General features: G+C 69.0%; 21 protein-coding genes and 1 pseudogene. 10 read left to right on the top strand and 12 right to left on the bottom strand.

What is annotated here, in order from left to right; translation table 11 throughout:
* Positions 1–186 precede the first annotated feature (186 nt).
* From NS2_RS28515 to NS2_RS28500, 4 genes are all read right to left on the bottom strand, one after another.
* Positions 187–1,830, bottom strand: coding sequence for a right-handed parallel beta-helix repeat-containing protein (locus NS2_RS28515; RefSeq protein WP_147207347.1), 1,644 nt, complete (start codon positions 1,828–1,830; stop codon positions 187–189).
* Between the two features lie 117 nt (positions 1,831–1,947).
* On the bottom strand, positions 1,948–2,223 hold the full coding sequence (locus NS2_RS28510; protein ID WP_033090480.1) for a hypothetical protein: 276 nt from the start codon (positions 2,221–2,223) through the stop codon (positions 1,948–1,950).
* A gap of 205 nt (positions 2,224–2,428) precedes the next feature.
* Complete coding sequence (locus tag NS2_RS28505; RefSeq protein WP_033090479.1) at positions 2,429–3,337, bottom strand: LysR family transcriptional regulator; 909 nt, start codon at positions 3,335–3,337, stop codon at positions 2,429–2,431.
* Between the two features lie 84 nt (positions 3,338–3,421).
* Positions 3,422–3,982 (bottom strand): inositol oxygenase family protein, encoded by a 561-nt coding sequence (locus NS2_RS28500; protein WP_261772320.1) that lies wholly within the window; start codon positions 3,980–3,982, stop codon positions 3,422–3,424.
* 547 nt (positions 3,983–4,529) lie between these two features.
* Here NS2_RS28500 and NS2_RS28490 point away from each other — a divergent pair.
* Positions 4,530–4,868, top strand: a complete 339-nt coding sequence (locus NS2_RS28490; RefSeq protein WP_033090478.1) for a hypothetical protein — start codon at positions 4,530–4,532, stop codon at positions 4,866–4,868.
* Positions 4,869–4,909: 41 nt separating this feature from the next.
* On the opposite strand, the gene NS2_RS28485 is transcribed toward NS2_RS28490, so the two are convergent.
* The 3 genes and pseudogenes from NS2_RS28485 to NS2_RS28475 all read right to left on the bottom strand — a co-directional run bounded on the left by NS2_RS28485 (position 4,910) and on the right by NS2_RS28475 (position 7,468).
* Entirely contained in the window at positions 4,910–6,595 is a 1,686-nt protein-coding gene (locus NS2_RS28485) for a bifunctional metallophosphatase/5'-nucleotidase (RefSeq protein WP_052086911.1), read from the bottom strand.
* Positions 6,596–6,653: 58 nt separating this feature from the next.
* Positions 6,654–6,833: pseudogene (locus tag NS2_RS28480) on the bottom strand (response regulator transcription factor); the annotation flags it as partial.
* A 353-nt stretch (positions 6,834–7,186) separates the two neighbouring features.
* Complete coding sequence (locus NS2_RS28475; protein ID WP_033090477.1) at positions 7,187–7,468, bottom strand: hypothetical protein; 282 nt, start codon at positions 7,466–7,468, stop codon at positions 7,187–7,189.
* Positions 7,469–7,733: 265 nt separating this feature from the next.
* Here NS2_RS28475 and NS2_RS28470 point away from each other — a divergent pair, with 265 nt between their 5' ends.
* The gene (locus NS2_RS28470) at positions 7,734–8,939 is read left to right on the top strand and encodes an MFS transporter (RefSeq protein WP_045439426.1); all 1,206 of its coding nucleotides are present in this window, start codon (positions 7,734–7,736) and stop codon (positions 8,937–8,939) included.
* Positions 8,940–9,043: 104 nt separating this feature from the next.
* Here the strand turns inward: NS2_RS28470 and NS2_RS28465 are convergent, their stop codons facing one another.
* The 4 genes from NS2_RS28465 to NS2_RS28450 are packed head-to-tail and all read right to left on the bottom strand — an operon-like array spanning position 9,044 to position 12,831.
* On the bottom strand, positions 9,044–10,189 hold the full coding sequence (locus tag NS2_RS28465; protein WP_033090476.1) for an LLM class flavin-dependent oxidoreductase: 1,146 nt from the start codon (positions 10,187–10,189) through the stop codon (positions 9,044–9,046).
* A gap of 10 nt (positions 10,190–10,199) precedes the next feature.
* The gene (locus tag NS2_RS28460; RefSeq protein ID WP_033090475.1) at positions 10,200–11,195 is read right to left on the bottom strand and encodes an ABC transporter substrate-binding protein; all 996 of its coding nucleotides are present in this window, start codon (positions 11,193–11,195) and stop codon (positions 10,200–10,202) included.
* On the bottom strand, positions 11,192–12,076 hold the full coding sequence (locus NS2_RS28455; protein WP_081986258.1) for an ABC transporter ATP-binding protein: 885 nt from the start codon (positions 12,074–12,076) through the stop codon (positions 11,192–11,194). Before NS2_RS28455 ends, NS2_RS28460 begins: the two co-directional genes overlap by 4 nt.
* Complete coding sequence (locus tag NS2_RS28450; protein ID WP_045439435.1) at positions 12,049–12,831, bottom strand: ABC transporter permease; 783 nt, start codon at positions 12,829–12,831, stop codon at positions 12,049–12,051. Before NS2_RS28450 ends, NS2_RS28455 begins: the two co-directional genes overlap by 28 nt.
* Positions 12,832–13,039: 208 nt before the next feature.
* Here NS2_RS28450 and NS2_RS38560 point away from each other — a divergent pair, with 208 nt between their 5' ends.
* On the top strand, positions 13,040–13,921 hold the full coding sequence (locus NS2_RS38560) for a zinc ribbon domain-containing protein (protein ID WP_147207346.1): 882 nt from the start codon (positions 13,040–13,042) through the stop codon (positions 13,919–13,921).
* Positions 13,922–14,360: 439 nt separating this feature from the next.
* Here NS2_RS38560 and ectB read toward each other — a convergent pair whose 3' ends face one another.
* Positions 14,361–15,623: a diaminobutyrate--2-oxoglutarate transaminase gene (gene ectB, locus NS2_RS28440; RefSeq protein ID WP_033090474.1), complete on the bottom strand. Its 1,263-nt coding sequence runs from the start codon at positions 15,621–15,623 to the stop codon at positions 14,361–14,363.
* A gap of 154 nt (positions 15,624–15,777) precedes the next feature.
* Here ectB and NS2_RS28435 point away from each other — a divergent pair, with 154 nt between their 5' ends.
* From NS2_RS28435 to NS2_RS28405, 7 genes are all read left to right on the top strand, one after another.
* Positions 15,778–16,581: an ABC transporter permease gene (locus NS2_RS28435; protein WP_033090473.1), complete on the top strand. Its 804-nt coding sequence runs from the start codon at positions 15,778–15,780 to the stop codon at positions 16,579–16,581.
* Positions 16,574–17,389 (top strand): ABC transporter permease, encoded by an 816-nt coding sequence (locus tag NS2_RS28430; protein ID WP_033090472.1) that lies wholly within the window; start codon positions 16,574–16,576, stop codon positions 17,387–17,389. The genes NS2_RS28435 and NS2_RS28430 overlap by 8 nt, the downstream gene beginning before the upstream one ends.
* 122 nt (positions 17,390–17,511) lie before the next feature.
* On the top strand, positions 17,512–18,393 hold the full coding sequence (locus NS2_RS28425) for an ABC transporter ATP-binding protein (protein ID WP_230464663.1): 882 nt from the start codon (positions 17,512–17,514) through the stop codon (positions 18,391–18,393).
* 498 nt (positions 18,394–18,891) lie between these two features.
* Positions 18,892–21,603, top strand: coding sequence for a sensor histidine kinase (locus NS2_RS28420; protein WP_235264009.1), 2,712 nt, complete (start codon positions 18,892–18,894; stop codon positions 21,601–21,603).
* Positions 21,604–21,613: 10 nt separating this feature from the next.
* Positions 21,614–22,042 (top strand): roadblock/LC7 domain-containing protein, encoded by a 429-nt coding sequence (locus NS2_RS28415; RefSeq protein ID WP_033090471.1) that lies wholly within the window; start codon positions 21,614–21,616, stop codon positions 22,040–22,042.
* A complete protein-coding gene (locus NS2_RS28410) occupies positions 22,039–22,476 on the top strand; it encodes a DUF742 domain-containing protein (protein ID WP_033090470.1) in 438 nt (145 codons plus the stop codon). Before NS2_RS28415 ends, NS2_RS28410 begins: the two co-directional genes overlap by 4 nt.
* A 16-nt stretch (positions 22,477–22,492) precedes the next feature.
* Positions 22,493–23,059: a GTP-binding protein gene (locus NS2_RS28405; RefSeq protein ID WP_033090469.1), complete on the top strand. Its 567-nt coding sequence runs from the start codon at positions 22,493–22,495 to the stop codon at positions 23,057–23,059.
* The last annotated feature ends 278 nt before the right edge of the window (positions 23,060–23,337 follow it).

Here is a 23,337-nt window from a genome sequence, read left to right as displayed (position 1 = left end):
GTCAGTTATTGACAAGCAAAATTTAAGTCCGTTCTCAGAGCGTGGACAATGGTCTTTAGTCCCATAGTGACTCGGAAAACATATTCACACCCCGTTGCGTGCCAATGTATTTTGCGATTCAGCCGGGGTGTCCAATGAATGTCCGGGCGGTGAACATCGATTCATTTCCTCGCAAATTGGACATTGTCAGCAGGCTGCCGGGATACCAGACAGATTCACCCGCGGGTGGGCCGGGACCGCGCGGCACTCCACCACCGCACCGTCGAGCGTGACGTCCTCCAATTGCAGTGCGGCACTGCCGATGTGGCCGTCTCCGCCGCCGGTGCGCAGCAGCGATTCCCGAGCCGCCGCGATCGAGGTGCGCACGATGGAACCGCGCAGCACCGCGGTATCGCCGACGTTCTCGATATTGATGCCATTGGCCGCGGTTCCGCCGAGCACGGTGTCGCGGATATCGAAGGTGAGCGCGGCCGTCGCGGGCTCGCCGCCCGCCGGGGTGTAGGCGATCAGGCCGATGCCGTCGGCGCTGCAATCACCGAGATCCGAGTCGGCGATGGTCAGATCGGTGTGTGCGGCGCGGCCGAAATTGGTTGTCACCAAACAGGTTCCGAGGTTGGCGGGCACCAGGGCATTGAGCGCCGCGCCGGGGAAGGTGGAGTGATGGGCATACACGTTCTCCAGCGTCAGCGACTGGCGTGCCGCGCCGGTGCTGAGGTTGTAGTTCTCGATCACGTCGCCGGTGACATTGTCGAAGACGCTGTTCGTCACCCGTACCCGGCTCTCGGGCGCACCGCTGGTGGTCACGTATTCCAGGCCATTGGCGGAGAAATTGCCATAGCCACTGTGGAATTGGTTGGCGTTCACCGTGATATCCAGGTGCGCCTGCCCGAAGGGGTTGATGAAGACTCCTTCTCTGTCGGCCATCACATTGAGCAATGCGGTTGCGGGGGTGGCGATATCGGTCTCGGAGTTGCCGTCCAGCGTTCCGCTCAATTCGGCATTGTCACCCGCCTGCACGCCGATGGTGAGCACCGAGAGCTTGGCCAGCCCGAGATTGATTGCGCGCAGGGTGTTTCCGCGCACTTCGGCCTCGACCCGGCTGCCACCCAGCGCGCGAATGTCGATGCCGTCGCCGCAGGCGGTGTCGTGGACGGCATTGCCCTCCACGCGGACCGTGCCCGCCGCGGCGTGGAAGTCGGTCATGATGGCCGCCCAGCCGTTGTTGAGCGTGATGAACTCCGGCAGCGCCGGAATCGACGCGCCCACCGGAAGCGTGGGCGGCAGGCCGAACGGGCCGATCGTGAAGCCGTCGGCGCATTGCTGATTGGTGCCGGTCACGTCATTGCCCGCGATCACGGTGTCCGCCGCGTCGGAGCCGTAGATGCCGCCGCGGCGTGCGCCGATGATGACCAGATTGCGTACCTCCGCGCCGGGGGCCAGGCGCACGGCGTCGCCGTCGTGGTTGCCGGTGGTGTTCGCGATGCGAGGCCGCTCGGCCGGTTGCACCGCGGCGAGCACGGCCGGGCCGTCGCCGAGCAGTTTCTGGCGGGGTTTTTGCGCGATGCCGCCGTCGAGGGGCGCGGTGGCCGGTTGCACGATGATGGTGTCGCCGTCGCGCGATGTCGCTTCGGCGCGGGCGAGGGAATCGAGGGGCGCGTCCGCGCTACCGGTGCCGCCCGCGGGCGCTCCCGCCCGGACGTACCAGGTAGTCGAATCCGGTTCCGCCGCAGCATATCCGGTGGTGTGCGCGCCGAGGGTCAGCAGCGCGGCCAGCAGGGTCGCGGCACCGGTTCGGGGGCTTTTCGGGCCACACGGCCGAGAGGTGTTCATGGTCGCTGACCATGCCAGGCCGGGCCGCCGGGGCCATCCGGCAAAATCCCAGGATCCGGCCGGATCCGCTGGCCGGATGCACAATAAGCCGGTGATCTCCTCGGGAGATCGGTCCGATCAGATCTCGTCGAGTTCGGGGATGGGGGGCAGGACCGGTTCGGGCCACTCCTCCAGAGTTGCCACCTGCAGGTGGATGAAGGCTGCGATGCGGCGCCGGGCCGAGGACGGGAGTCGCTCGATATCGGCCGCGCTCAGGACGTGTGCGCCGAAGGAGTGGGGCTGTGGCGCTTCGGGGTCAGGCGATTCGGGAACAACCTCTAGCTTTGGCCGCGAAGCAGTGGCCGGAATGTCGGGTTCATCCGGGTCTGCGGCAGCGGCGGCGGTTCGCACCATGCGGTGACCATAACCCTTTGATAACGCTCACGGGAGGCGTTGGCGCACTTGTGTCTTCGAGCTGCGAATTCAGCGAAGGCATTGTATTGACGAAGGAAATGTGCAGGCAGGGTCGGTCCTCGCGAAATCCGGTGTGCCCGCGCCCGAAGATTAGGGTGATGGGAGTCACTCTGTCAACACTTCAGGCAAAACTCCCCAAACGGACTCAAATCGGGCGGCGCGCAATGGCATACAAATCACGCGCCGGACCGGTCGGCTTCTGTCCGGTCGGCCAAATCGCCCGCAATTGCCGCTCCAGCTCCAGGCCGGTCACGGTGGGCGACACCAGGATTCCCTCGGCCAGTTCGGTGGCCACCGCCAGCGAGCTGAGCACCGCGGGGGCGACGCCCTCGGCGACCGCGGTCTTGATCGCCGTGGTGGAGGACAGCTCCAGCGCGACATTCGGCTCCCACCCCGGCGTGGCGCCGCCCATTGCCCGCTCGAAGGAGTTGCGGGTGCCCGAGCCGGGTTCGCGGTAGATGAGCGGCGTGCGCGCCAGTTCGGCCGCGCCGACCTCGCCCCGCCGGGCCCAGGGATGCCCCGGCGCCACCACCACGACCAGCCGATCCTGGCCCACCACATGGCTTTCCAGACCGCCCGGCAGCCGCGGGCTCTCCACGAATCCGATCCCGGCGCGACCGTCCAGCACCGCCTTGGCCACCTCGGCCGAATTGCCCGATTCCAGGGCGATGGAGGTCTCCGGCATCCGCGCCCGCAACCCGATCAGCCACTTGGGGAACAGGTACTCGGCCACGGTCTGACTGGCCGCCACCCGCAACCGCGAATCCCGTTGCGCCCGCAGACTGTCGATGCCGGCGTCCAGCCGCGCCGCCGCGTCCACCACATCCCGCGCCCACTCCGCGATCAGCGCCCCCGCCGCGGTGGGCCGCGACCCCAGCGTGGTCCGCTCCAGCACCGGCACCCCCACCAGCTGCTCGAGATACCGGATCCGCGAACTCGCCGACGGCTGACTGATCGCGTGCGCCTTCGCCGCCCGCCCCAGACTCCCCAACTCGACCACCGACAACAGCAGATCGAGCGCTGCGAGATCGGGCACCCGTGGCGACAAGGGCATAGACCGAGTCTATGCCGCCGCTCGCCGGCCGCCCCCGACCCCACGCCGGGACGCCGGTCGCGCCCGGCAGCGGCGACGACGCGATCAGCGGGCAGCGGCCACGCGTTCGACGATCGGCCGCCAGGTCTCGAGCGGATGCACGGTGAGGCCGATGACCTTGCCCGCGTCATCGGCGCGGCGTAGGGCGAGGGCGGCGGCGCAGTCCGGGTCGGACTCGAAGGCGGTGACCTCGTCGGCCTTCATGGGACCGCCCTGGGTCACCAGGGTGCGCCGACTGGAGGGTGAAAGTGCCGCGGCATGTGCCGAATCCGTGGCTGCCAGGTACCGCTTTGCCACGACGTGGAGTGCGACCAGGCGGGCGACCCGCGCACCGAGCAGTGCGCGCACGGCGTTGCCGCCGTGAACGCCGTGGCCCGCGTCGTCGCCGGGGACAAGGACGTGGCCGATGTCGTGGACCAGCCCGGCGACCTGCAACTCCTCGTCGCAGGGGAAGTCGCGGCGCAGGATCTCGGCGCACTGGCGGTCGTGGTCGAGGATGTCGACCGGGTCACCGCTGCGGTCGGGCATGTCCCAGGCGTCTTCGCAGGCGGCGAGCAGGGTCATGAGGTCGTCGACGGTGGTGACCGGTTCGAGCACGGGATTCACCAGCGAACCGTACGGGGTGGCGGCGCGGGCCACCACCGCTGAGCGGGAAACACTCGGCGAACGTCCTTCCTTCCCGAACGATCGCCGCGACGCGGTAGCCCCTGCTCCCCCCGGGGCCACGGGAAGCCCCGATGTGCGCCCGGATTGGCCGGAAATCTCCGCTCCGGGGCGGCGACGAAACCTAGGCTGCTGACATGGCAGGGAAGGCTCCCGCGACCTTGGCAGCGGCTGCGGCGGGGAAGATTCCGAGCGCGTTCCGGTACTGGGATCGGGTGTCGGATCCGGGGGTGCAGCGGGCCCGGCGGATGTGGCGCGGGGTGTTCCGGTTCGATCCACAGCCGGACGAGGAGCTGGTCCGCGCCTTCGCGACCGCCTATCAGCGGAGCGTCGGGCAGGGTCTCCACCCCGTGCGTCAGGGCCTGATCCAGCATGGCCCGCCCGGCCCTCGGTCCGATCTCGCCGAGCGACACCTCGTCGACGAACGCCTCGGCCACCGGATCGGCCTGGTAATCGCGCGCACACCGCGGGCACGGATGGCGAGGAGCTGGTGGAGTCGTATCTACCGGCCTTCGAGCCCAAGCCGGATACGCCGTGGGCCAAGCGGATTCGTGACGAGATCAATTATCGGGCGCAGATCGGCTACACCGGATTCTGGCTGCCGCCCGCCACCTATGCCCGCCACCGCATGCCCCGACGGTTCCCGTGGGTGCTGCATCCGCTGCTACAGGCCCCGGTGGTGTTCGGCGCGGAGACCCTGCGCCGCACCGTGCCCGGCCTGGACGCGGTGGCGGATCGGGTGCAGCGGCATCGGCGCGAGCGGTGGTATCGCAACGAGGTCGGCGACCGGGACGCGGAATTCACCCCGGTCGAGGAGTTCCGGCGCTGAGCCGCGGTGCTTTTCGACGACCTCGGTGCTTTTCGACGACTTCAGCGCTTCTCGATGCGGCTCCGCGGTGGCGCGATCGCCGCGTGGGAGCGCAGATAGGACTCCAGCGCGTCCAGATCGGTCGGGCCGACCAGTGTTTCGCTGCCCTGTTCGAACACGGTGAAGCCGTCGCCACCGGCGGCGAGGAACGCATTGGTCGACACCCGATAGGACGCACCGGGATCCAGCGGCTGCCCGCCGACCCGCACGCTGCCGTCGATCACCTTGTGCCCCTTGGGCGCACCCTCCGAGTACGAGTAGCTGATGCCCGCGACCGACAGCACTCCGGGCTTGCTCACGTTGTCCCATTGCTGTTCCAGCAGATTCAGCAACTGCTGCCCGGTCAGCGCGACGGCCACCACCTGATTGCCGAACGGCTGCACCGTGTACGCCTGCTCGTAGGTGATACTGCCGCCGGTCAGTCCGGCGCGCACGCCACCGGGATTCATGAAGGCCGCCACCGCCCGCACATTCGCCATGGCGTCGAGCATGGAATCGGCGATGACGTCGCCGAGCGGGGAGTCGCCCGCCGGGGCGGGTTCGGCGGGCAGCGGGGCGGTGGCGCTGCCGATCACCCGTTCCGCACGCGGTCTGGATTGCCCCGCAAAGAAATCCACCAGCCCGGTGGGGACGGGTGCGGGCGCGACATCGCGGGTGACGACCCGGTTGACCGCCTCGGCCTCGACCTTGCCGTCGTGGAAACGCAGCGTCACATCGGTGATGAGGCGGCCGAAGGAGGCGGCCTGGGTGACCACCTTGCCGTCCAGGAAGCAGTTGTAGGCCTGGTGGCTGTGCGCGGTCATCATGACCGACACCGCGCCATCGGTCTTGTGCGCCAGGGCCTTCACCTCGGGTGAGATGTCGGCGCAGCCGTTGTAGTCGAGGGGTCGGTCGTGCGGGTGCTGTGCGCCGCCGTCGTGCAGCAGGGCCACAATGGTTTCCGCGCCCGCGGCGCGCATGGCGGGCACATACTTGTCGATGGCGTCGGCCTCGTCGCCGAAGCGGTAGCCGCGTATCCCCTCCGGCATCACGATGTGCTCGGTGTCGGTGGTGACGGTGCCGATCACGCCGATCTTGTGGCCGCCGAGCTGGAGCATGGTCCAGGCGCGCAGCCCCGGCGGCAGCTGACCGTTGCCGTCGGTGACATTGGCGGCCAGGTACGGGAATTTCGCGCCGGTGAACGCCTCGCCGGGGGTGCAGCCGTCGGCCGCGCAGCCGCCTTCCTGCAGCCGCCGCAATTCCGTGACGCCGTGGTCGAATTCGTGATTGCCGACCGCCGAGGCCACCACGCCGACGGAGTTGAGGAAGTCGATGGTCGGCTCGTCGTGGAACAGCGACGAGATGAGCGGGCTGGCCCCGATATTGTCCCCGGCCGCCACCACCGCGCTGTCCGGGTAGGCCGCCTTCAGCCGCGCCAGATGCGCGCCCAGGTACGCCGCTCCCCCGGCGGGGTACACGCCCAGCTTGCCATTGGAGCCCTCCGGCGGCTGGAGATTGCCGTGCAGGTCATTGATGCCGAACAGATGCACCTCGCCGGTGCGCGACGCCGGCAGGTCGTCGGTCGAGACCAGCCGCACCGCAGTCGAAGTGACGGGCGCGGTGGTATCCCCGCCGCCGCCACACCCCGCCACCAGCCCGAGGCTCAGCGCCGCCGCCCACAATCCCAGAACCCGCCGCCGACCGTTCATAGCTCTCGACTGTGGCAGATGTCGTCGACGCTCGCCCGACGGGCAGGTGAATTCGCCGTCACCGCCCTCGGCTCACCCAGGCCACGACCTGGCCCCGATTGGTGAAGCCGAGCTTGGTCAGAATGTGCTGCACGTGGTTCTGCGCGGTGCGCTCGGACAGCACCAGCGCCGCCGCGATCTCCCGATTGCTCATGCCCTCGGCCACCAGCTCGGCCACCTCCCGCTCGCGCGGGGACAGCACCGTCCGCGCCGACGCCTCCGCGGCGATCCGCCGCAGCCGCCGGGTCCACGGCGGCATACCGATCGATTCGCTCTGCGGCAGTGCGCCTTCCGCCAAAGTCAGGGCCTCCTCGGCGGACCCGTGCGCCAGGATCAGCTCGGCGAGCTCGCATTCCGCCTCGACGACGAAACCCCGGGCGCCGTTGCCCCGGCAGGTCTCCCAGGCGCAGCCCCGGTGTGCCGTGCGCCGCCAGTTCCCAGCGGCGGCGCAGGTCGGCGAGCTCGCGCTCGCGGCCGATGAACTCGGTCGACACGGATACCTCCGGACCGCACGTTACTCGCACGTCGCGCTCTCCGCCCGGGATCCCCGCGCTATCCGCGCAGGTCGGTGACCTCGCCCTCGAACGCCTCGACCCGGGCGTCGGGGCCGGGCGCGATCCCGGTGCGCTCGAAGACGGGGAACAGCCGTTCGGCGGCGAAGCGGTCGGCCGCGGCGGCCGATTCCCAGACATCCACGATGTGCACCGCGCCGTCCAGTTCGCCGACGATGTGCAGCAGGTTCCCTTCGATCGGTTCGGGCCCGAGCGCCTCGTGCACGATCCGGTATTCCTTCAGGCCGATACCGGGGGTGCGGGTGATGTGGATATAGGACATGGTCTCCTCCTCTCGGAGTCACCCGCGGTGGGTGATGTCCGAAAGCCTAGGAAGGGCCGGGCCGCCACGGCGTCCGCCGAATTACTCAGCAGCGGTACTCATCCACCGGCGGAACCCGTCGGCGTGATCTCGAATACCCACGTTTCGGCGCATTTGCGGTCGCGGTGGGTTCCGCCCGGTCGGCGTCACGCGGCGAAAATACCCACGGCCGTGCTGTGTTTCGGATCCACTATCGGCGAAATTCCGCGCCGGGTAGACAGAATTTATGAACACCCGGAATCTGACACTCGCCACGGCGGTCTTCGCCCTGACCTTCTGGGCGTGGAATCTCATCGGGCCGCTGTCGTCGAGTTACACCAGGATGCTGGATCTTTCACCCGGCCAGACCTCGCTGCTGGTGGCGACGCCGGTGCTGGTGGGCTCGCTGGGCCGGATTCCGGTGGGCGTGCTCGCCGATCGATTCGGCGGACGCCGCATGTTCGCCATCGTCTGCTTCCTGACGATTGTCCCGGTGCTGTTCGTGGGCTGGGCGAATTCCTTTGCCGGGCTGATGTTCTGGGGATTCCTGCTGGGTGTCGGCGGCACTTCGTTCGCCATCGGCGTGCCGTTCGTGAACAACTGGTACGAGCCCGCCCGGCGCGGCTTCGCGACCGGTGTGTTCGGAATCGGCATGGGCGGCACCGCACTGTCGGCGCTGCTGACACCGCGGCTGGTCGAGCACCTCGGGCGTGCGACCACGCACGCCCTGCTGGCGGCGGCACTGGCCGTGCTGGGCGTGATCGTGCTGCTGTTCGCGAAGGACTCGCCGGACTGGACGCCCGCCACCGAGCCCGCCCTACCCCGGATCCGGGAAGCGTTGCGGCTCAAGGCGACCTGGCAGGGTGCGTTCCTGTACGCGGTGGCGTTCGGCGGCTTCGTGGCCTTCTCGACCTACCTTCCGACCGTGCTGCACAATGTCTACCAATTCGCCCAGTCGGACGCGGGCATCCGCACCGCCGGCTTCGCGATGGCCGGTGTGCTGGCCCGCCCGATCGGCGGCAGCCTCTCGGACAAGGTCGGCCCGATCCGCGTGCTGACCGCGGCCTTCGCGGGCGCGGCCCTGCTCGCCCCGGTGCTGGCCCTCGCACCCCCGGCCGAACTGCCCGCAGGTGCGGCCCTGGTGGCCATGGCGTTCTGCCTGGGCCTGGGCACCGGCGGCGTCTTCGCCCTGGTCGCCAAGCTGGTGGAACCGGCCCGCGTCGGGACGGTGACCGGATTGGTGGGCGCCGCGGGCGGTCTCGGCGGCTACTTCCCGCCCCTGGTCATGGGCATCGCCTACGGCCAGACCGGCAGCTACACCATCGGCTACCTGCTGCTGGCCGGAACCGCGGCCGCCGCTCTCCTCTATGCCGTAGCCCTGCGTCGCGCGGTGACGCCCGCCCCCGACCGGCGGTCCGACGCCCCTCCCGCGCCCCCGGTCGCGCACCGCTGATCCCACCGACGCCGGGTACCCCCGGGGAACACCGCAGCCGTCGTACCCGACCTGGGTGCGGCGGCTGCGGCTTCGTCTGTCCATCGGTTCGATGACGGGCGACGTCAGCTGCTCGAGGCGCTCGCGAACGGAGTGGCAGCGGGCGCGGCGGATCGGCGGATCGGATGCTGCCACAGGCCCTTTCGCTCCAGGATGGGCAGCACGCCCTCGCCGAACCAATACGCTTCCTCCAGATGCGGATAGCCGGAGAGGACGAAGTGGGAGATGTCCGCCTTCGAGTACTCGATGAGGCGTTCGGCGACCTCCTCGTGCGAGCCGACCAGGGCGGTGCCCGCGCCGCCGCGCACCAGGCCGACCCCGGCCCACAGGTTGGGCGCGATCTCGAGGCGGTCGGTGCTGCCGTTGTGCAGTTCCGACATCCGGCGCTGGCCCTCGGGTTCGCTCTTGGCCAGGTCGTTCTGGACGCGCTCGATATCGGCGGGGTCGATGCCCGCGAGCAGCTTGTCGGCGACCGCCCACGCCTCCTCGGCGGTGTCGCGGGTGATGACGTGGATGCGCAGGCCGTAGTCCAGCTTGCGCCCGTGGTCCACGGCGAGCCCGCGAATCCAGTCGAGCTTGCGGCTCACCGCCAGCACCGGCTCGCCCCAGGTGAGGTAGGTATCGGCGTAGCGGGCCGCGACCGGACCCGCCGGGGTCGAGGAACCGCCGAAGAAGATCGGGGGCACCGGGTCCGGCCGGTTGGCGAGCAGCGCGTTCTCCACGTGAATGTGCTCGCCCCGGAATGTGACCGGCTCGTGCGACTCCCACAGCGACCGCACCACATGCAGGAACTCCCCCGTGCGCGTGTAGCGGGCCTGCTTGTCGGCGAAGTCGCCGTAGGCCGCCTGCTCGAGGGGTTCGCCGCCGGTCACCACATTGATGAACAGTCGTCCCGCGGAGTGCCGTTGGAAGGTGCCCGCCATCTGCGCGGCCAGGGTCGGGCTCATCAGCCCGGGCCGCAGCGCGACCAGGAACTTCAGCGTCTCGGTGGTCTCCACCAGCATGGCGGTGGTCAGCCAGGCGTCCTCGCACCAGGAGCCGGTGGGGGTGAGCACGGCCTCGAAGCCGTTGGACTCGGCCGCCGCGGCGATCTGGTTGAGGTAGTGCAGCGAGGCCGGGCGGTCACCCGACATGGGGGTGCCGTGACCGCCGACCACCAGGCCGCGCGAGTCGCCGGAGGTGGGCAGAAACCAGTGGAACGACAAGCTCATTCGGGGACTCCTAGGCGGTGAAGCGGTCGTTGTAACGGGTGTCGATGAAGTCGGCGATCCGCACCTTCCCGGGGATCAGCTTGGCGTCGGAGAAGGCGTCGGCCACTTGCTGTTCGGCGGTGATGGTGGCGTCGTCGAGCGGATGATCGGCGACATTGCCGCGATTCACCGCGAGCAGGGTGACGTCGTATGGCACGCCGGTGATTTCGGAGGACCGCTTGGCCCAGTCCTCGTGGTGGCCGGTGATCCAGACGGGCGCCCGTTGGATGCGGGTGAGCAGATCGCGCACCGCGGCCGCGGCCGCCTTGTTCTGGAGGGTCTTGGCGCCGACCACGTAGAAGGTGTCCGGTTTCACGTACCCGGTGCCGTCCACCAGCACCCGGTTGCCGCCCAATTCCGCCTGGGCCACATAGGGATCCCACACCGTCCAGGCGTCGACCCGGCCGGTGGACAGCGCCGCGAGCGCGTCGGCGGGCTGCAGGTATTGCGGCTCGATATCGGAGAAGGTGAGCCCGTTGCGGGTCAGCACCGACAGCAGGTGATAGTGCGCCGAACTGCCCTTGGTGACCGCGATCTTCTTGCCGCGCAGGTCCTTCGGGTCCTGCAGCGGCGAATCCTTGGGCACCACGATGGCCTGACCCTTGGCGCCCGAGTCATAGGCGGCCGCGATCTTGATCTGCGACTTGGCCGCCGCCGCGAACACCGGTGGCGCATCCCCGACTCCGCCGAAGTCGACCGACCCGGCATTGATGGCCTCCAGCATGGGCGGCCCGGCCGTGAAATTGGCCCAATCCACCTTGTACGGCAGGTCTTTCGCCTCACCCGACACCTCGAGCAGGGCCTGCAACGCCTGCCCCTTCTGGTCGCCGAGGTGCAGGGTCACCTGCGACAGGTCCACCGTGCCGTCCGCGTTCACGCCCTTGGCGTCGTTATTGCCGGACGAGCACGCCGCACCGACGAGGGCCGTGGTGACGGCGAGGGCGGCGAACAAGCGTCTGGACTTCATGCGGTCGGGCCTTTCGATCGGACACCGGCTTCCGGTGTGACACCCAGCTCGGCGAGCAGTTCCGCACGCAGAGCCAGGAATTCGGGGTGCTCGCGACGGCGCGGCCGCGGCAGGTCGATGACGAGCTCGCGGCCGATGCGGCCGTCCACCAGCACCAGCGCGCGATCGGCCAGCAGCAGTGCCTCGTCCACGTCGTGGGTGACCAGCAGGACGCCGGGCCGGTGCCGCGTCCACAGGTCGAGCACCAGGCCGTGAATCGTGATGCGGGTCAAGGCATCCAGCGCGCTGAAGGGTTCGTCGAGCAGCAACAGGTCGGGTTCGCGGACCAGCGCGCGGGCCAGCGACGCGCGCTGCGCCTCACCGCCGGACAGGGTGAGCGGCCACGCCCCGCCGCGCTCGGCCAGGCCCACCTCGGCGAGCGCGGCCCGCGCTGCGTCCTTGGGCTTTTCGCGCCGCAGGCCCATGGTCACGTTGTCGCGCACCCGCTTCCACGGCACCAGGCGCGGCCCCTGGAACGCCACCGCGACCTCTCCGGAAACGATGAGCTCACCGCCGGTCTCGGCGTCCAATCCCGCCAGCGCGCGCAGCAGCGTGGATGTGCCGGATCCGCTGCGCCCCAGCAGCGCCACGAACTCGCCGCGCCGAATGTCCAGATCCAGGCCGTGCAGCACCCGCCGCTCACCGAAGTCCTTGACCAGACCCCGAATTCGAGCCACCGCGTCCTCGGTCCCGCGGACCTCGGCCGCGGTCTCGGGGCGGGCAGCGGCCTCGGAGGTGGCCGGAATCTCAGGGACGGCCGAAGTCTCGGGGCCGTCCGCGAGATCCGCCGGCGTGGCCGCGATGACCGAAGCGGTCAGTGTGTCAGGAAGCCGCGTCGCCATGTCAGCGCTCTCCTCTCGATGGAACGGACCAGTGCGTCGGTGAGCAGTCCGAGCAGGCTGTAGACGAGCAGGCCGACCACGATCACGTCGGTGCGCAGGCACTCGCGGGCGTCGTTGATCAGGTAGCCCAGGCCCGCATCGGCATTCACCTGCTCGGCCACGATCAGCGCCAGCCAGGCCACACCGAGGGATTGCCGCAGGCCGACCAGCGTCTGCGGCAGCGCGCCCGGCAGCACGATGTGGCCGATCAGCTGCGGGCGGCTCAACCGCTGCACCCGCGCGAGCTCGGCCAGCTTCCCGTCCACACCGCGGATACCCGCAAAGGTATTGAGGTACAGCGGAACCGCCACCCCGAAGGCGACCAGCACGATCTTGGGCAGCTCTCCGATCCCGAACCACAGGATGAACAGCGGGATCAGCCCGTAGAACGGCAGCGTCCGCAGCATCTGCAGGATCGGATCGACCAGGTACTCCCCCACCCGGCTCAGCCCGGCCACCAGCGCCAGCCCGACCCCGGCCACCGCGCCGATCACGAAACCCAGCGCGGCCCGCTGCAACGACACCGAGACGGCCTTGCCCAGCGTCCCGTCCTCGATCAGGTCGACGGCGGTGCGCGCCACGGTGACCGGTGCGGCGAGCAGCCGCTCCGGCAGCACCCCGATGGAACTGGCCACCTGCCAGATCACCACCAGTACGACCGGCGCGACGAACCGCGCCGGCACCGATACGCTCGGCAGGCGCAGGCGGGCCGCAATGGGCCGGGCCTGCACGGCGATTGAGGACAAGACGGCACCTCGGGCACACGGGGGACGGGGACGATGGCGAGCGGGGACCTGCGCCCGCCACGCATTGCACTGTGCCGTCCGCGACCGGCCCGGTCACCGGTTGGAATCCCCGTGATTCTGGGCTTGCCGGATTCCCCGACTGCCACAATGAATCCGCAGCGAGGAGCCGAAGACGATCATGAGCAGTCCAAATCACCCGCTCACCGTCGGATCCCGGTTCGGCCCCTATCGGCTGGACCGCTTGATCGGGCGCGGGCGACAGCTGTTCGCCTGGCTCAAGGCCCGCGATGACGAGCTAGTGGCGTTGACCAGTGCGTTGCAGGCCAACGGGATCCGACCGAGGAACTCGGCCCGGTATCGCCGATTGCAGTCCCGGATTCGGGGGCATGTCCGCAATGAGGTTGGGCGCATCCTGAACAGGCTCGCCCTCGAGGATGTGAAAACGCTTGTCGTGGAGCGGCTCCGGTTTACAGGTGGGGGTCTATCGCGGCAGATGAACCGCCTGCTTGCCCGCGCCGGACGCGGTGCGGTCAACGCGAAGCTCGCCTCTCTTACGGAGACTCACGGGATCGCCGTCGTCGAGGTCAATCCCGCCTATACCTCCCAGAGCTGCACCGGTTGCGGTTATGTCGACCGGCTCAACAGGATCACGCGGTCTCGGCACCAGTGCCGGTTCTGTGGTAAGCGTCTGCACGCTGACATCAGCGGAGCCCGCACCATCCTGCGACGTTCGCACGGAGCTTCCAAGGGCTGGCTCACGCTCGGCAAGCAGGCAGTCCTCGCCAGACTCGATCGGAACTTCCGCACCCGCTGGGGTGTGAACCCGACCATCCTGCGCGAGCGACCTCCACGCGGTCACAGTACCGCTATCCCGGACCCGTCGGGGGTCAACCGCCGAGTGAATGAATCTCCACGAAAGCGGATACTGCACCAGGCCTACGACTTCTCTGACTGCAGCAACCTACTTGCGGCCGGATATCGACGACCCGACTGTGCGCCGCTACTGCCGCCGTACCAACCCGCCGCTCGACCCGTTCACCGCGGTCCTGGACTGCGATAACAACGATGACGAACCGTCCGTCGGCTTCATCGCCGCATCGATCGCGATGCGGCGAAGGCCATGCATCAGGGCGACCTGAGCCAGTTCGTCACGCACGCGTGTGCGGACGCGGACGCGGACGCGAGTAACGCAAACAGGGCACGCCCGCCGGACGGTACTTCCGCTAACGCGGACGCCTCCCCCGATACGCCCCGGTCCGCGTTTACGAGGGCCTGCACCTGCCGGTGGCGATCCAGGCAGCCGCGCCCACCAGGCCCGGCAATACGCCCAAGGACGACGCGGGCCTGTGGGCCTTGTTCGAGAAGTACTTCACATCGTGAGCACCACGACGGGGAGGAAATAAGTTGGCGCCGGGTTCCCTCCGCAGCTGGGAACCCGGCACCGGGTCGGCACCGGTGTGGGCGGTGGCCGACGATTGGCGCGCCGATCGGCGCTGGTCTCAGTGACCGTCGCGGACGATCTCCACGGCGCGGGTGAGAATGCCCAGGCCGTGGGTGATTTCGTCATCGGTGACGGTGAGCGGTGGCAGCAGCTTCACGACTTCGTCGGAGGAGCCGGAGGTTTCGACGAGCAGCCCGTGCTCGAAGGCGACGCGGCAGACCTTGGTGGCCTGCGAGGCGTCGGCGAACACCAGACCCTGCACCAGGCCGCGGCCGCGGACGGTGATGCCGGTGAAGGATTCGGTCAGCGTGGTCAGGTGCTCGTGGATGCGCGCCCCCTTGGCCAGAGTGGAGGCTTCCATGCGGTTGTCGGACCAGTAGTGGCGCAGCGCCGCCTCGGCGGTCACGAAGGCGGCGTTGTTGCCGCGGAAGGTGCCGTTGTGCTCGCCGGGGGCCCACTGGTCCAGCTCCCGGCGCATGAGCACCAGCGCCATCGGGAGACCGTAGCCGCCAATGGATTTCGACAGCGTGACGATATCGGGGGTGATGCCCGCGACCTCGAAGGAGAAGAACGGGCCGGTGCGCCCGCAGCCCATCTGGACGTCGTCGAGCATGAGCAGGATGCCGCGGGCCGAGCACAATTCGGAGAGCTGACGCAGCCACTGCGCGCGGGCCACATTGACCCCGCCCTCACCCTGCACGGTCTCGACGATCACGGCGGCGGGCTTGTCCAGCCCGGAGGAGCTGTCGTCGAGGGCGCGGCGCATCCACGAGAAGTCCTCGGGCTCATCGAGATAGCCGTCGTAGGGCATCGGGGTGGCGTGCACCAGCGGCACGCCCGCGCCGGCCCGCTTGGCGGCATTGCCGGTGACCGACAGTGCGCCCAGCGTCATGCCGTGGAAGCCGTTGGTGAAGTTCAGGACGGTGGTGCGCCCGGTCACCTTGCGCGCCAGCTTGAGTGCGGCCTCGACGGCATTGGCTCCGGTCGGGCCGGGGAACTGCACCTTGTAGTCGAGTCCGCGCGGGGTCAGCAGCAGCTCCCGCACGGTCTCGAGCAGCCGGGCCTTGGCGACCGTGGACATGTCCAGCCCGTGCGTGATGCCGTCGCCGACCAGGTAGTCGATGAGCGCCTGCTTGAGGACCGGGTTGTTGTGCCCGCAGTTCAGCGCGCCCGCGCCGGCGAAGAAGTCGAGATAGTCCTTGCCGTTGTGGTCGGTGAGCCAGGCGCCGCGGGCGGTGTCGAAGACGGTCGGCCAGGAACGGCAGTAACCACGCACATTGGATTCGAGCGCCTCGAAAACGGTCGTCTCGGCAATGGTCATCTGGGTTCCTCGCGTCGCAACAAAGTGAAACGCTGCTGTTTCTACCAGGCCCCAGTGTGAAACACGACCATTTTCGACAAATCTGGCCGACCACCGCAACGTTTTGCCGAAACCCCGCCCCGGACACCGGTGTTCCCCGTAACGTGAGCCTCTTGTGCGCAGCGACGTGGGGGTCTACTGGCAGCTGGTCAAGGCAGGGTTTCGCAGACAGTCGCACTACCGCCTCGCCATGCTGGCGGGCGTCATCACCAATCTCGTGTTCGGCTTCGTCCGGGCCGCGGTACTGCTGGCGGCCCTGCGCGCCAACAGCGGCTTCGGCGGCTACGACCACGACACCATGGGGGCCTACATCTGGCTGTCGCAGGGAATCCTGGGGTCCATCGCCTTCTGGATGCTGCCCGATATCGCCGAACGCATTCGCACCGGCGACGTGGCCATCGACTTCCTGCGGCCCATCGACATCCAATTCGCCCATCTGGCCGAGTATCTGGGCCGCGCGCTGTACTCGCTGCTACCGCGCGGGGTGCCCAGCATCCTGGTCGGCGCGCTCACCTTCGGACTGGCCTTCCCGATCACGCCGGGGCCCTACCGGCTGGGCGGCATCAGTCTGCTGCTGGCCATGACGCTGTCGTTCCTGTCCATGTTCGCGGTCTGCCTGGCCGGGTTCTGGCTCATCGAGACCCGCGGGCTGCGTGCGCTGCACATGATCTGCGGCACCTTCCTGGCCGGGCTGTTCGCGCCGCTGCCGCTGTTCCCGGACTGGTTGCGGGCCATCGCCTATGCCACGCCGTTCCCGTCCATGCTGCAGTGGCCCATCGATGTCCTCTCCGGCCGTACCGCCGGGTTCGCCGCCGTGGAAATAGTTGCCGTGCAATGCTTCTGGTTGGCCGTTCTGGTCGGCGTCGGGCAGCTGCTGCTGCGGGCCGGGCGCCGCAAGCTGGAGGTGCAGGGTGGGTGAGGCACGCCCCTCACGACTGCAGCCCTACCGTGCCGTGCTGGGATCGCGGCTGCGCGCGCAACGGGCCTACCCGGTGTCCTTCGCCACCGATCTGCTGAGCGCGTTCCTGATGGGGCTGGTGGAGTTCGCCGAAATGTGGGTGATCTTCCACAATGTGCCGCGACTGGGCGGGCTGGACCTGGACGGCATGCTGCTGCTGTTCGGGCTCAGCAATACCAGTTTCGCCATCGCCGACATGGTCGTCGGGCACGCCGACACGCTGCCCACCTATATCCGCATGGGCCAGCTCGACGCCTTCTACCTGCGACCGCAGCCCCTGCTGTTGCAGCTCATGACCAGCGATATCCAATTGCGGCGGCTGGCGCGCATCGCGGTCGCGGCCACCGTGCTGACCTTCGGGCTGGCGCGCAACGATATTCAGTGGACGCCCGCGCACGTGCTGCTGTTCACGGTGACGCTGCTGTCCGGAATAGCGATCTTCGCCGGGCTTTTCGTGTGTGCGGCCGGGGTGCAGTTCTTCCTCATCGACGGCGCGGAGCTGACCAATTCCTTCACCTACGGGGGTTCCTACGCGTCCATGCAGCCCACCTCGGTGTTCCCGACACCGATGAAACTCGTTTTCGGATTTCTGATTCCGGTCGCCTTCACGTCCTACGTACCCGCCATCGCGCTGCTCCGGTTGCCGGGCTCGGCGCCGCTGCCGGGAGCGCTGGCCTGGGCGGCACCGCTGGCGGCGCTGTGGGTGTGGGCGGCGGCGCTGTTTCTGTGGCGATTGGGCACCAGGCACTATCAAGGAGGCGGCGGGTGAGCGGTGCGATCATCGATAACGGTGCCATCATCGATATCGAGCGCCTGACACGGACTTTCGTTCTCAGTCGCAAGGAGGGGCGCTGGCGGCGACGCCGGGAACTGCTCACCGCCGTGGACGATATGAGCTTCCGCGTCGAGCCCGGCGCGGCGCTCGGGTACATCGGCGCGAACGGGGCCGGTAAGTCCACCACCATCAAGATGATCACCGGCATCCTGGTGCCGACCGCCGGGCGGGTGCGCACCTGCGGGCTGGACCCGGTGCGGCAGCGGCGCGAACTGGCCGGGAGGATCGGGGTGGTGTTCGGGCAGCGCTCGCAGCTGTGGTGGGACCTGCCGCTGCGGGAGTCGTTCTCGATCCTGGCCGCCATCCACCGGCTCACCCCTGCGGCGGCGCGGGCCCGCACCGACGAGCTGGTCGGCGGGCTCGAGATGGACGGCACCCTCGACACCCCGGTGCGGCAGCTCTCGCTGGGGCAGCGCATGCGCGCGGAAGTGGCCGCCGCACTGCTGCATTCGCCGGAACTGGTCATCCTCGACGAGCCGACCATCGGCCTGGATGTGTTGTCCAAGCAGCGATTACGCGAGTTCCTGCGCTGCGAGCGCACCCAGCGCGGCACCACCCTGCTGCTCACCACCCACGACATGGGCGATATCGAGCGGCTGTGCGAGCGGGTGCTGGTGGTGGACCACGGCAGGCTGGTCTACGACGGCTCGCTGACCGGGCTCGGCGCGACCGTCGGCGCGCAGCGGGTGCTCACCGTCGACCTCGCCGAGCCCACCCCGGACCTGGCCGACCTGCCCGGGGCCAAGCTGCTGGACAGCGCGGGCGCGGGCATGCGGCAGCGGCTGGCCTTCGACACCGAGATCACCACGGCCGCCCAGTTGCTCACGGCCGTCTCCGCGCGCGCGGAGGTTCGCGATCTGTCCATCGAGGAACCCGATATCGAGGACGTGGTGCGGCGGCTCTACGAGGCCGCGGCCTCGGGCTTGCTGGCGCCCTGACCGAGCCGGAGCGGCGGCTGAGGATCGGTGCCCGGTCGCGAGAGCGCACCGCAGCGAACTCGCCGACTCCGGCGCGGCACACCGACATTGAATTCGAACAGCGCGCGGGTATACCTCGGTCAACAGGATGGCGAAAAACGCGTTCATCAATACCACGGGATAGGCGATGTTCGGAGGGAGCAGGATTGCATAGTGCGGAAGAGCGAGTATCCACTCGACTATCCACATCCAGCGGGACAATCCGGCCCGCTCTCGACCGCCTCCGGAACAGCGGTGAGCCGTTGTTCACGCCATTGTTTCCCCGCCGACGCGAAGATCACATCTGTTTCTCACACATTGTGACCAGATTCGTAATAGCGCGCGCGACAATGAGTTCCGCCTGCCACATCGACGGCCCTCGAATTGCGAACACCGTTCGGGTATGCGACGTTGCTGACGATTCCCCACGTGCCCGGCCCGGGTCGACACGACAGCTGATCTATGCGAGACGGAGTGAAGGTGCGTTCGGTCAAACTGTTGCCATCGGGTGGCGGAACCCTCGCGCCGCCAATGGAATTGATCCGGCCGCGCACCATCCGGGCCCGGCTACGCCGCATTCTGATCGTTTCGGTGGTGCTGGTGCTGGCACTGCTGACGGTGATCATCGCCCGCGAGGTGAGCGATTACCGCGACACCGGCGACACCGCCCGGGCGGTGCGCCTCGCGCTCGCGGTCCAGGACCTGGTGCACGAGGTGCAGCGCGAACGCGGTCTCACCAACGGCCTGCTCGGTGGCGACACCGGCTCGCGCCCCGCGGTCGGCAATCAGCGGCTGGCCACCGACAGCGCGCTGCAGCAACTGAATTCGGTACTGGCCGAGCAACCGCCCGGCACGGACCTGGTGCGCACCGCGCTGAACCAGTTCTCCGGCGTGACCGCCAATCGCGCCGACGTGGACACCGGGCGCGCCGACCGGTCGGCCTCGTTCACCTTCTACACCAATGCCATCTCCGCGCTCGCGCAGGCGCGACCGGGCCTCGACGCGACCCGCGACGGCAACCTGTGGCGCGGGTTGCAGACCCTCTACGCACTGGGTGACGTCAAGGAATTCACCGCCCAGGAACGCGGTTTCCTCAACGGCGTCTTCGCCGCGGGCGACTTCGGGCCCGGCGAGTACGTGCGATTCCTCGATATCCGCGCCGCCAAGCAGGCCGCCGTCACCGCATTCGAACGCGACGCCACCCCGGACCAGCGCTCCCGGCTCTACACCGTGATGCGGACCGACGAGGCCACCCGCGCCGGTGACGCCGAGGCCATCGCCATCGCCTCCACCCGCGGGCCGCTCACCGAATCGGTGGTGCCCGCCGACTGGTGGCGCGAGATGACCACCATCGTCGACGGCGAGCGCACGGTGCAGCGCAGCGTGGGCGCCGAGATCACCGCGCGGGCCGACGAATTGCGCCGCGACGCCGCCCTGCGGCTGTCGCTGTTCGCGGCCGCCGCACTGCTCGCCATCGCCGCCGAGGTGGCGCTGGTGGTGGCCAGCGTGCGAGCCATCGTGCGGCCGCTGGCGGAACTGGCCGAGGAGGCCGACGAGGTGGCGGGCACCCGGCTGCCGCACCTCATCGCGGCCTGGCAGGAGTCCGAGGGCACCGACCCGGCCCCGCCGGAGCCGGTGCGCGCCGACGAGAGCGCCGGCGCCGAAATCGTTTCGGTGGCCCAGGCGCTCGACCGGGTGCAGACCACCGCCTACGATCTGGCCTCCGCCCAGGCCCGGCTGCGCCGCAACACCACCGAGTCCATGGCCAACCTGGCCCGCCGCAATCAGAATCTGGTGCGCCGCCAGCTCGGGTTGATCAGCGAATTCGAGCGCGAGGAACTCGACCCCAGCGCGCTGTCCAATCTCTTCGAGCTCGACCACCTGGCCACCCGCATGCGCCGCAATGCCGAGAGCCTGCTGGTGCTGGTCGGCGAGTCCAGCCCGCGGCGCTGGTCCAAGCCCATCCCGCTGACCGATGTCATCCGCGCCGGTCTGTCCGAGGTCGACGACTATCGCCGGGTGGTGCTGCGCCGGGTGGACGATGTCGCCATCGCGGGCGCGCACGTCAGCGAGATCGCGCACATGCTGGCCGAACTCATCGAGAACGGCCTGTCGTTCTCCCCGCCCGATCTCGAGGTGGAGCTCTACGGCCGCCGGCTCGGCTCGCGCTACATGATCGCGGTCGTCGACCACGGCGTCGGCATGCCCGCCGAGCAGCTCGCCACCGCCAATGCCCGGCTGCGCGGCGAGGCCGACTTCCTGGTCGCGCCGACCCGGTTCCTCGGGCACTTCGTGGTGGGCCGGCTGGCCCAGCGCCTCGGCATCGAGGTCGAGCTCACCGTGTCGCCCACCAGCGGCGTTGTCGCCCGCATCCTGCTGCCCGCCGAACTGCTGGGCGACCCCAACGCGCAGGCCCCCGCACCCGTCGACGACCCGAAACGCGCTGCGGCACAACTGCCCACCGCCATCGACGCCATGCCGGAGGCCAAGCACGGGCGGCACAGCTCCCCGTACCCGCCCGCGAGCACCGGCGGCGGCGAACCGCCCCACCACGTCGCGCCCGCCGCCACCGATCCGGTATTCGACACCGGCACAGGAGCTTTCGCCGCGCTCACCGAGCTGATCGGCGGCATCCCACCTCCGGAGCCGACCGCCCCCGGCACCGGCCACACCAATGGAACTCCCGCACGGCCCAGCGGCATCAGGATGGTGCCGCTGCCCGACCGCGCCGACGCCGCCGGGTCGGCACGCACGACCGGCACCGAGCCCCGCTACCCCGGCCCGAACACCGGTTCCTTCGCCGTGCCGGACTTCCCGGCGCGCAACGGCGCGACACCGAGTTTCGCAGTGGCGCAGGATATTCCAGCGGTCTCCGCGCCCGCGGCGACGGGGGTCGCGGGTGCCGTGGGAGACACGCCGGTTTCCGGGGGCTCACCGGTCAACGGAACCGACGTTTCGGCAGCCGTCCCGGAGGTGCAACGTACGCGAAACGGTCTCGTCAAGCGGAACCGGAAGACTCGCGAGCAAACGGGCGCCGCACCGGGTGGCGCCCAACCGGCAACCGGGCGGCCCGCCGCCCCGCCGGTCGCGGACCGTTCACCCGACGAGGTACGCAGCATGCTGGCCGGCTTCCGGTCCGGGCATCAACGCGGGCAGGGCGGCGAACCGCCCCGACCCGGAGCGAAAGCATAGGAGGAACCGGGTGACGACCCACTACACCGACACCGATCCGCACACCTTCAACTGGATGCTGGCCGACTTCGTGCGCACCACCGACGGCGTGCGCGACGCCGTGGCCGTCTCCTCCGACGGGCTGCTCATGGCCATGTCCGCGGGCCTGGACCGATCCGCGGCCGACCGGCTCGCCGCCATCGTCTCCGGGCTCACCAGCCTGGGCCGAAGTGCCTCGCGCAGTTACGATTTCGACGGCCTGCGGCTGATCATGATCGAGATGGGCCGCGGCTTCCTGCTGGTCTCGGCCATGGCCAACGGCAGCTGCATCGGCGTGATCGCCGACCACAACGCCGATGTCGGCCTGGTCGGCTATCAGATGGCGGCGCTGGCCGATCGCGCCGGAGCGCTGCTCACCCCGGCCCTCATCTCCGAATTGCGGGAGTCGTTGAGCCGATGAACGATTCGCACCGGTTACCGGACGAGCGCATGATCGCGCTGACCCGCCCCAGCGGGTGGTCCGGTGCCGCAGCGTCCGAAAGCCCCACCCGGGAACAACAATTCGCCGAGGCCGAGGAACAGGTCGTACGACCGTTCATGATGACCTCGGGCCGCACCACCCCCGTCGTCGACGGCCTGCGCATCGAGACCCTGGTGCGCGCCACCCCCGCCGCGCTCTCCGCACCGCTGCGGTTCGAGCTCGAACGAGTGGTCCGGCTGTGCCAGCGTCCACACTCCATCGCCGAGATCGGCGCCGCCCTGCGGGTGCCGATCGGGGTGGCACGGGTGCTGGTCAGCGATCTGGTCTCCGCCGGACACGCGTCGGTCGGCGGCACCGACGAGCTGTCCACCGCCGCTCTGGAAAGGATCCGAGACCTTGTTCGGAACCTCTGAAACACACGCGGATCCCATGCCGCTGGCCTCTTCGGTGAAAATCGTGACCAGCGGCGGATTCGGCGTCGGAAAGACGACATTCATCGGAGCCATCTCCGAAATCGAGCCCCGGGCCACCGAAGCGGCCATGACCGAGGTGTCGATGGGCGTGGACGATCCGGGCCTGGCCACCGGCAAGACCACCACCACCGTCGCCCTGGACTTCGGGCGCATCACCCTCGATGCCAGCCTGGTGCTGTACCTGTTCGGCACGCCGGGCCAGGAACGCTTCGAATTCCTCTGGGACGATCTGCTCGACGGCGCGCTCGGCGGCGTCATCCTGGTCGACACCGGCCGAGTCGAGGACTGCTACCCGGTGCTCGACTTCTTCGAACAGCGCGGCACCCCGTTCGTGGTGGCGGTCAACCGATTCGAGGCCGGGGCCCGCTTCGATCTCGAGGAGGTGCGCGAGGCGCTGGACCTGTCCCCCGGCATCCATCTCATGGATTGCGATGCGCGCGACCGGGAATCGGTGAAATCGGTGCTGGTGGCGCTGCTGGAGCAGATCCTGCGGGCGCGGCGCACGCCGGCGCTGGCGGTATGAGCAGTCTTCCTGAAAAAATCGCCCCGAGTGCGAACGCACTCGGGGCGATTGCCCGAAAACCCTTCGCTCTAATGCGAATTAACGGCCGAAGGAGCCGGTCCACAGGGTGTTGAGCAGACCTCCCAGGGCCGCGCTACCGGTGTGGAGAACGCCGTTCAGAGCAGCGGAACCAGTGTCAATGATAACCGGGATCATGTTTCAACCTCTCTTCGGTGGACGCCGCCGCTCGGGATTTCCGCTCGACGACCGGACCCACACTGCCGAGGCCGCTTAATACT

Origin of the sequence: Nocardia seriolae NBRC 15557, assembly GCF_007990715.1 — a bacterium.
Lineage (GTDB): Bacteria > Actinomycetota > Actinomycetes > Mycobacteriales > Mycobacteriaceae > Nocardia > Nocardia seriolae.
The sequence above is the reverse complement of the archived record's forward strand: the minus strand, read 5'-3'. Positions and strand labels throughout refer to the sequence as shown.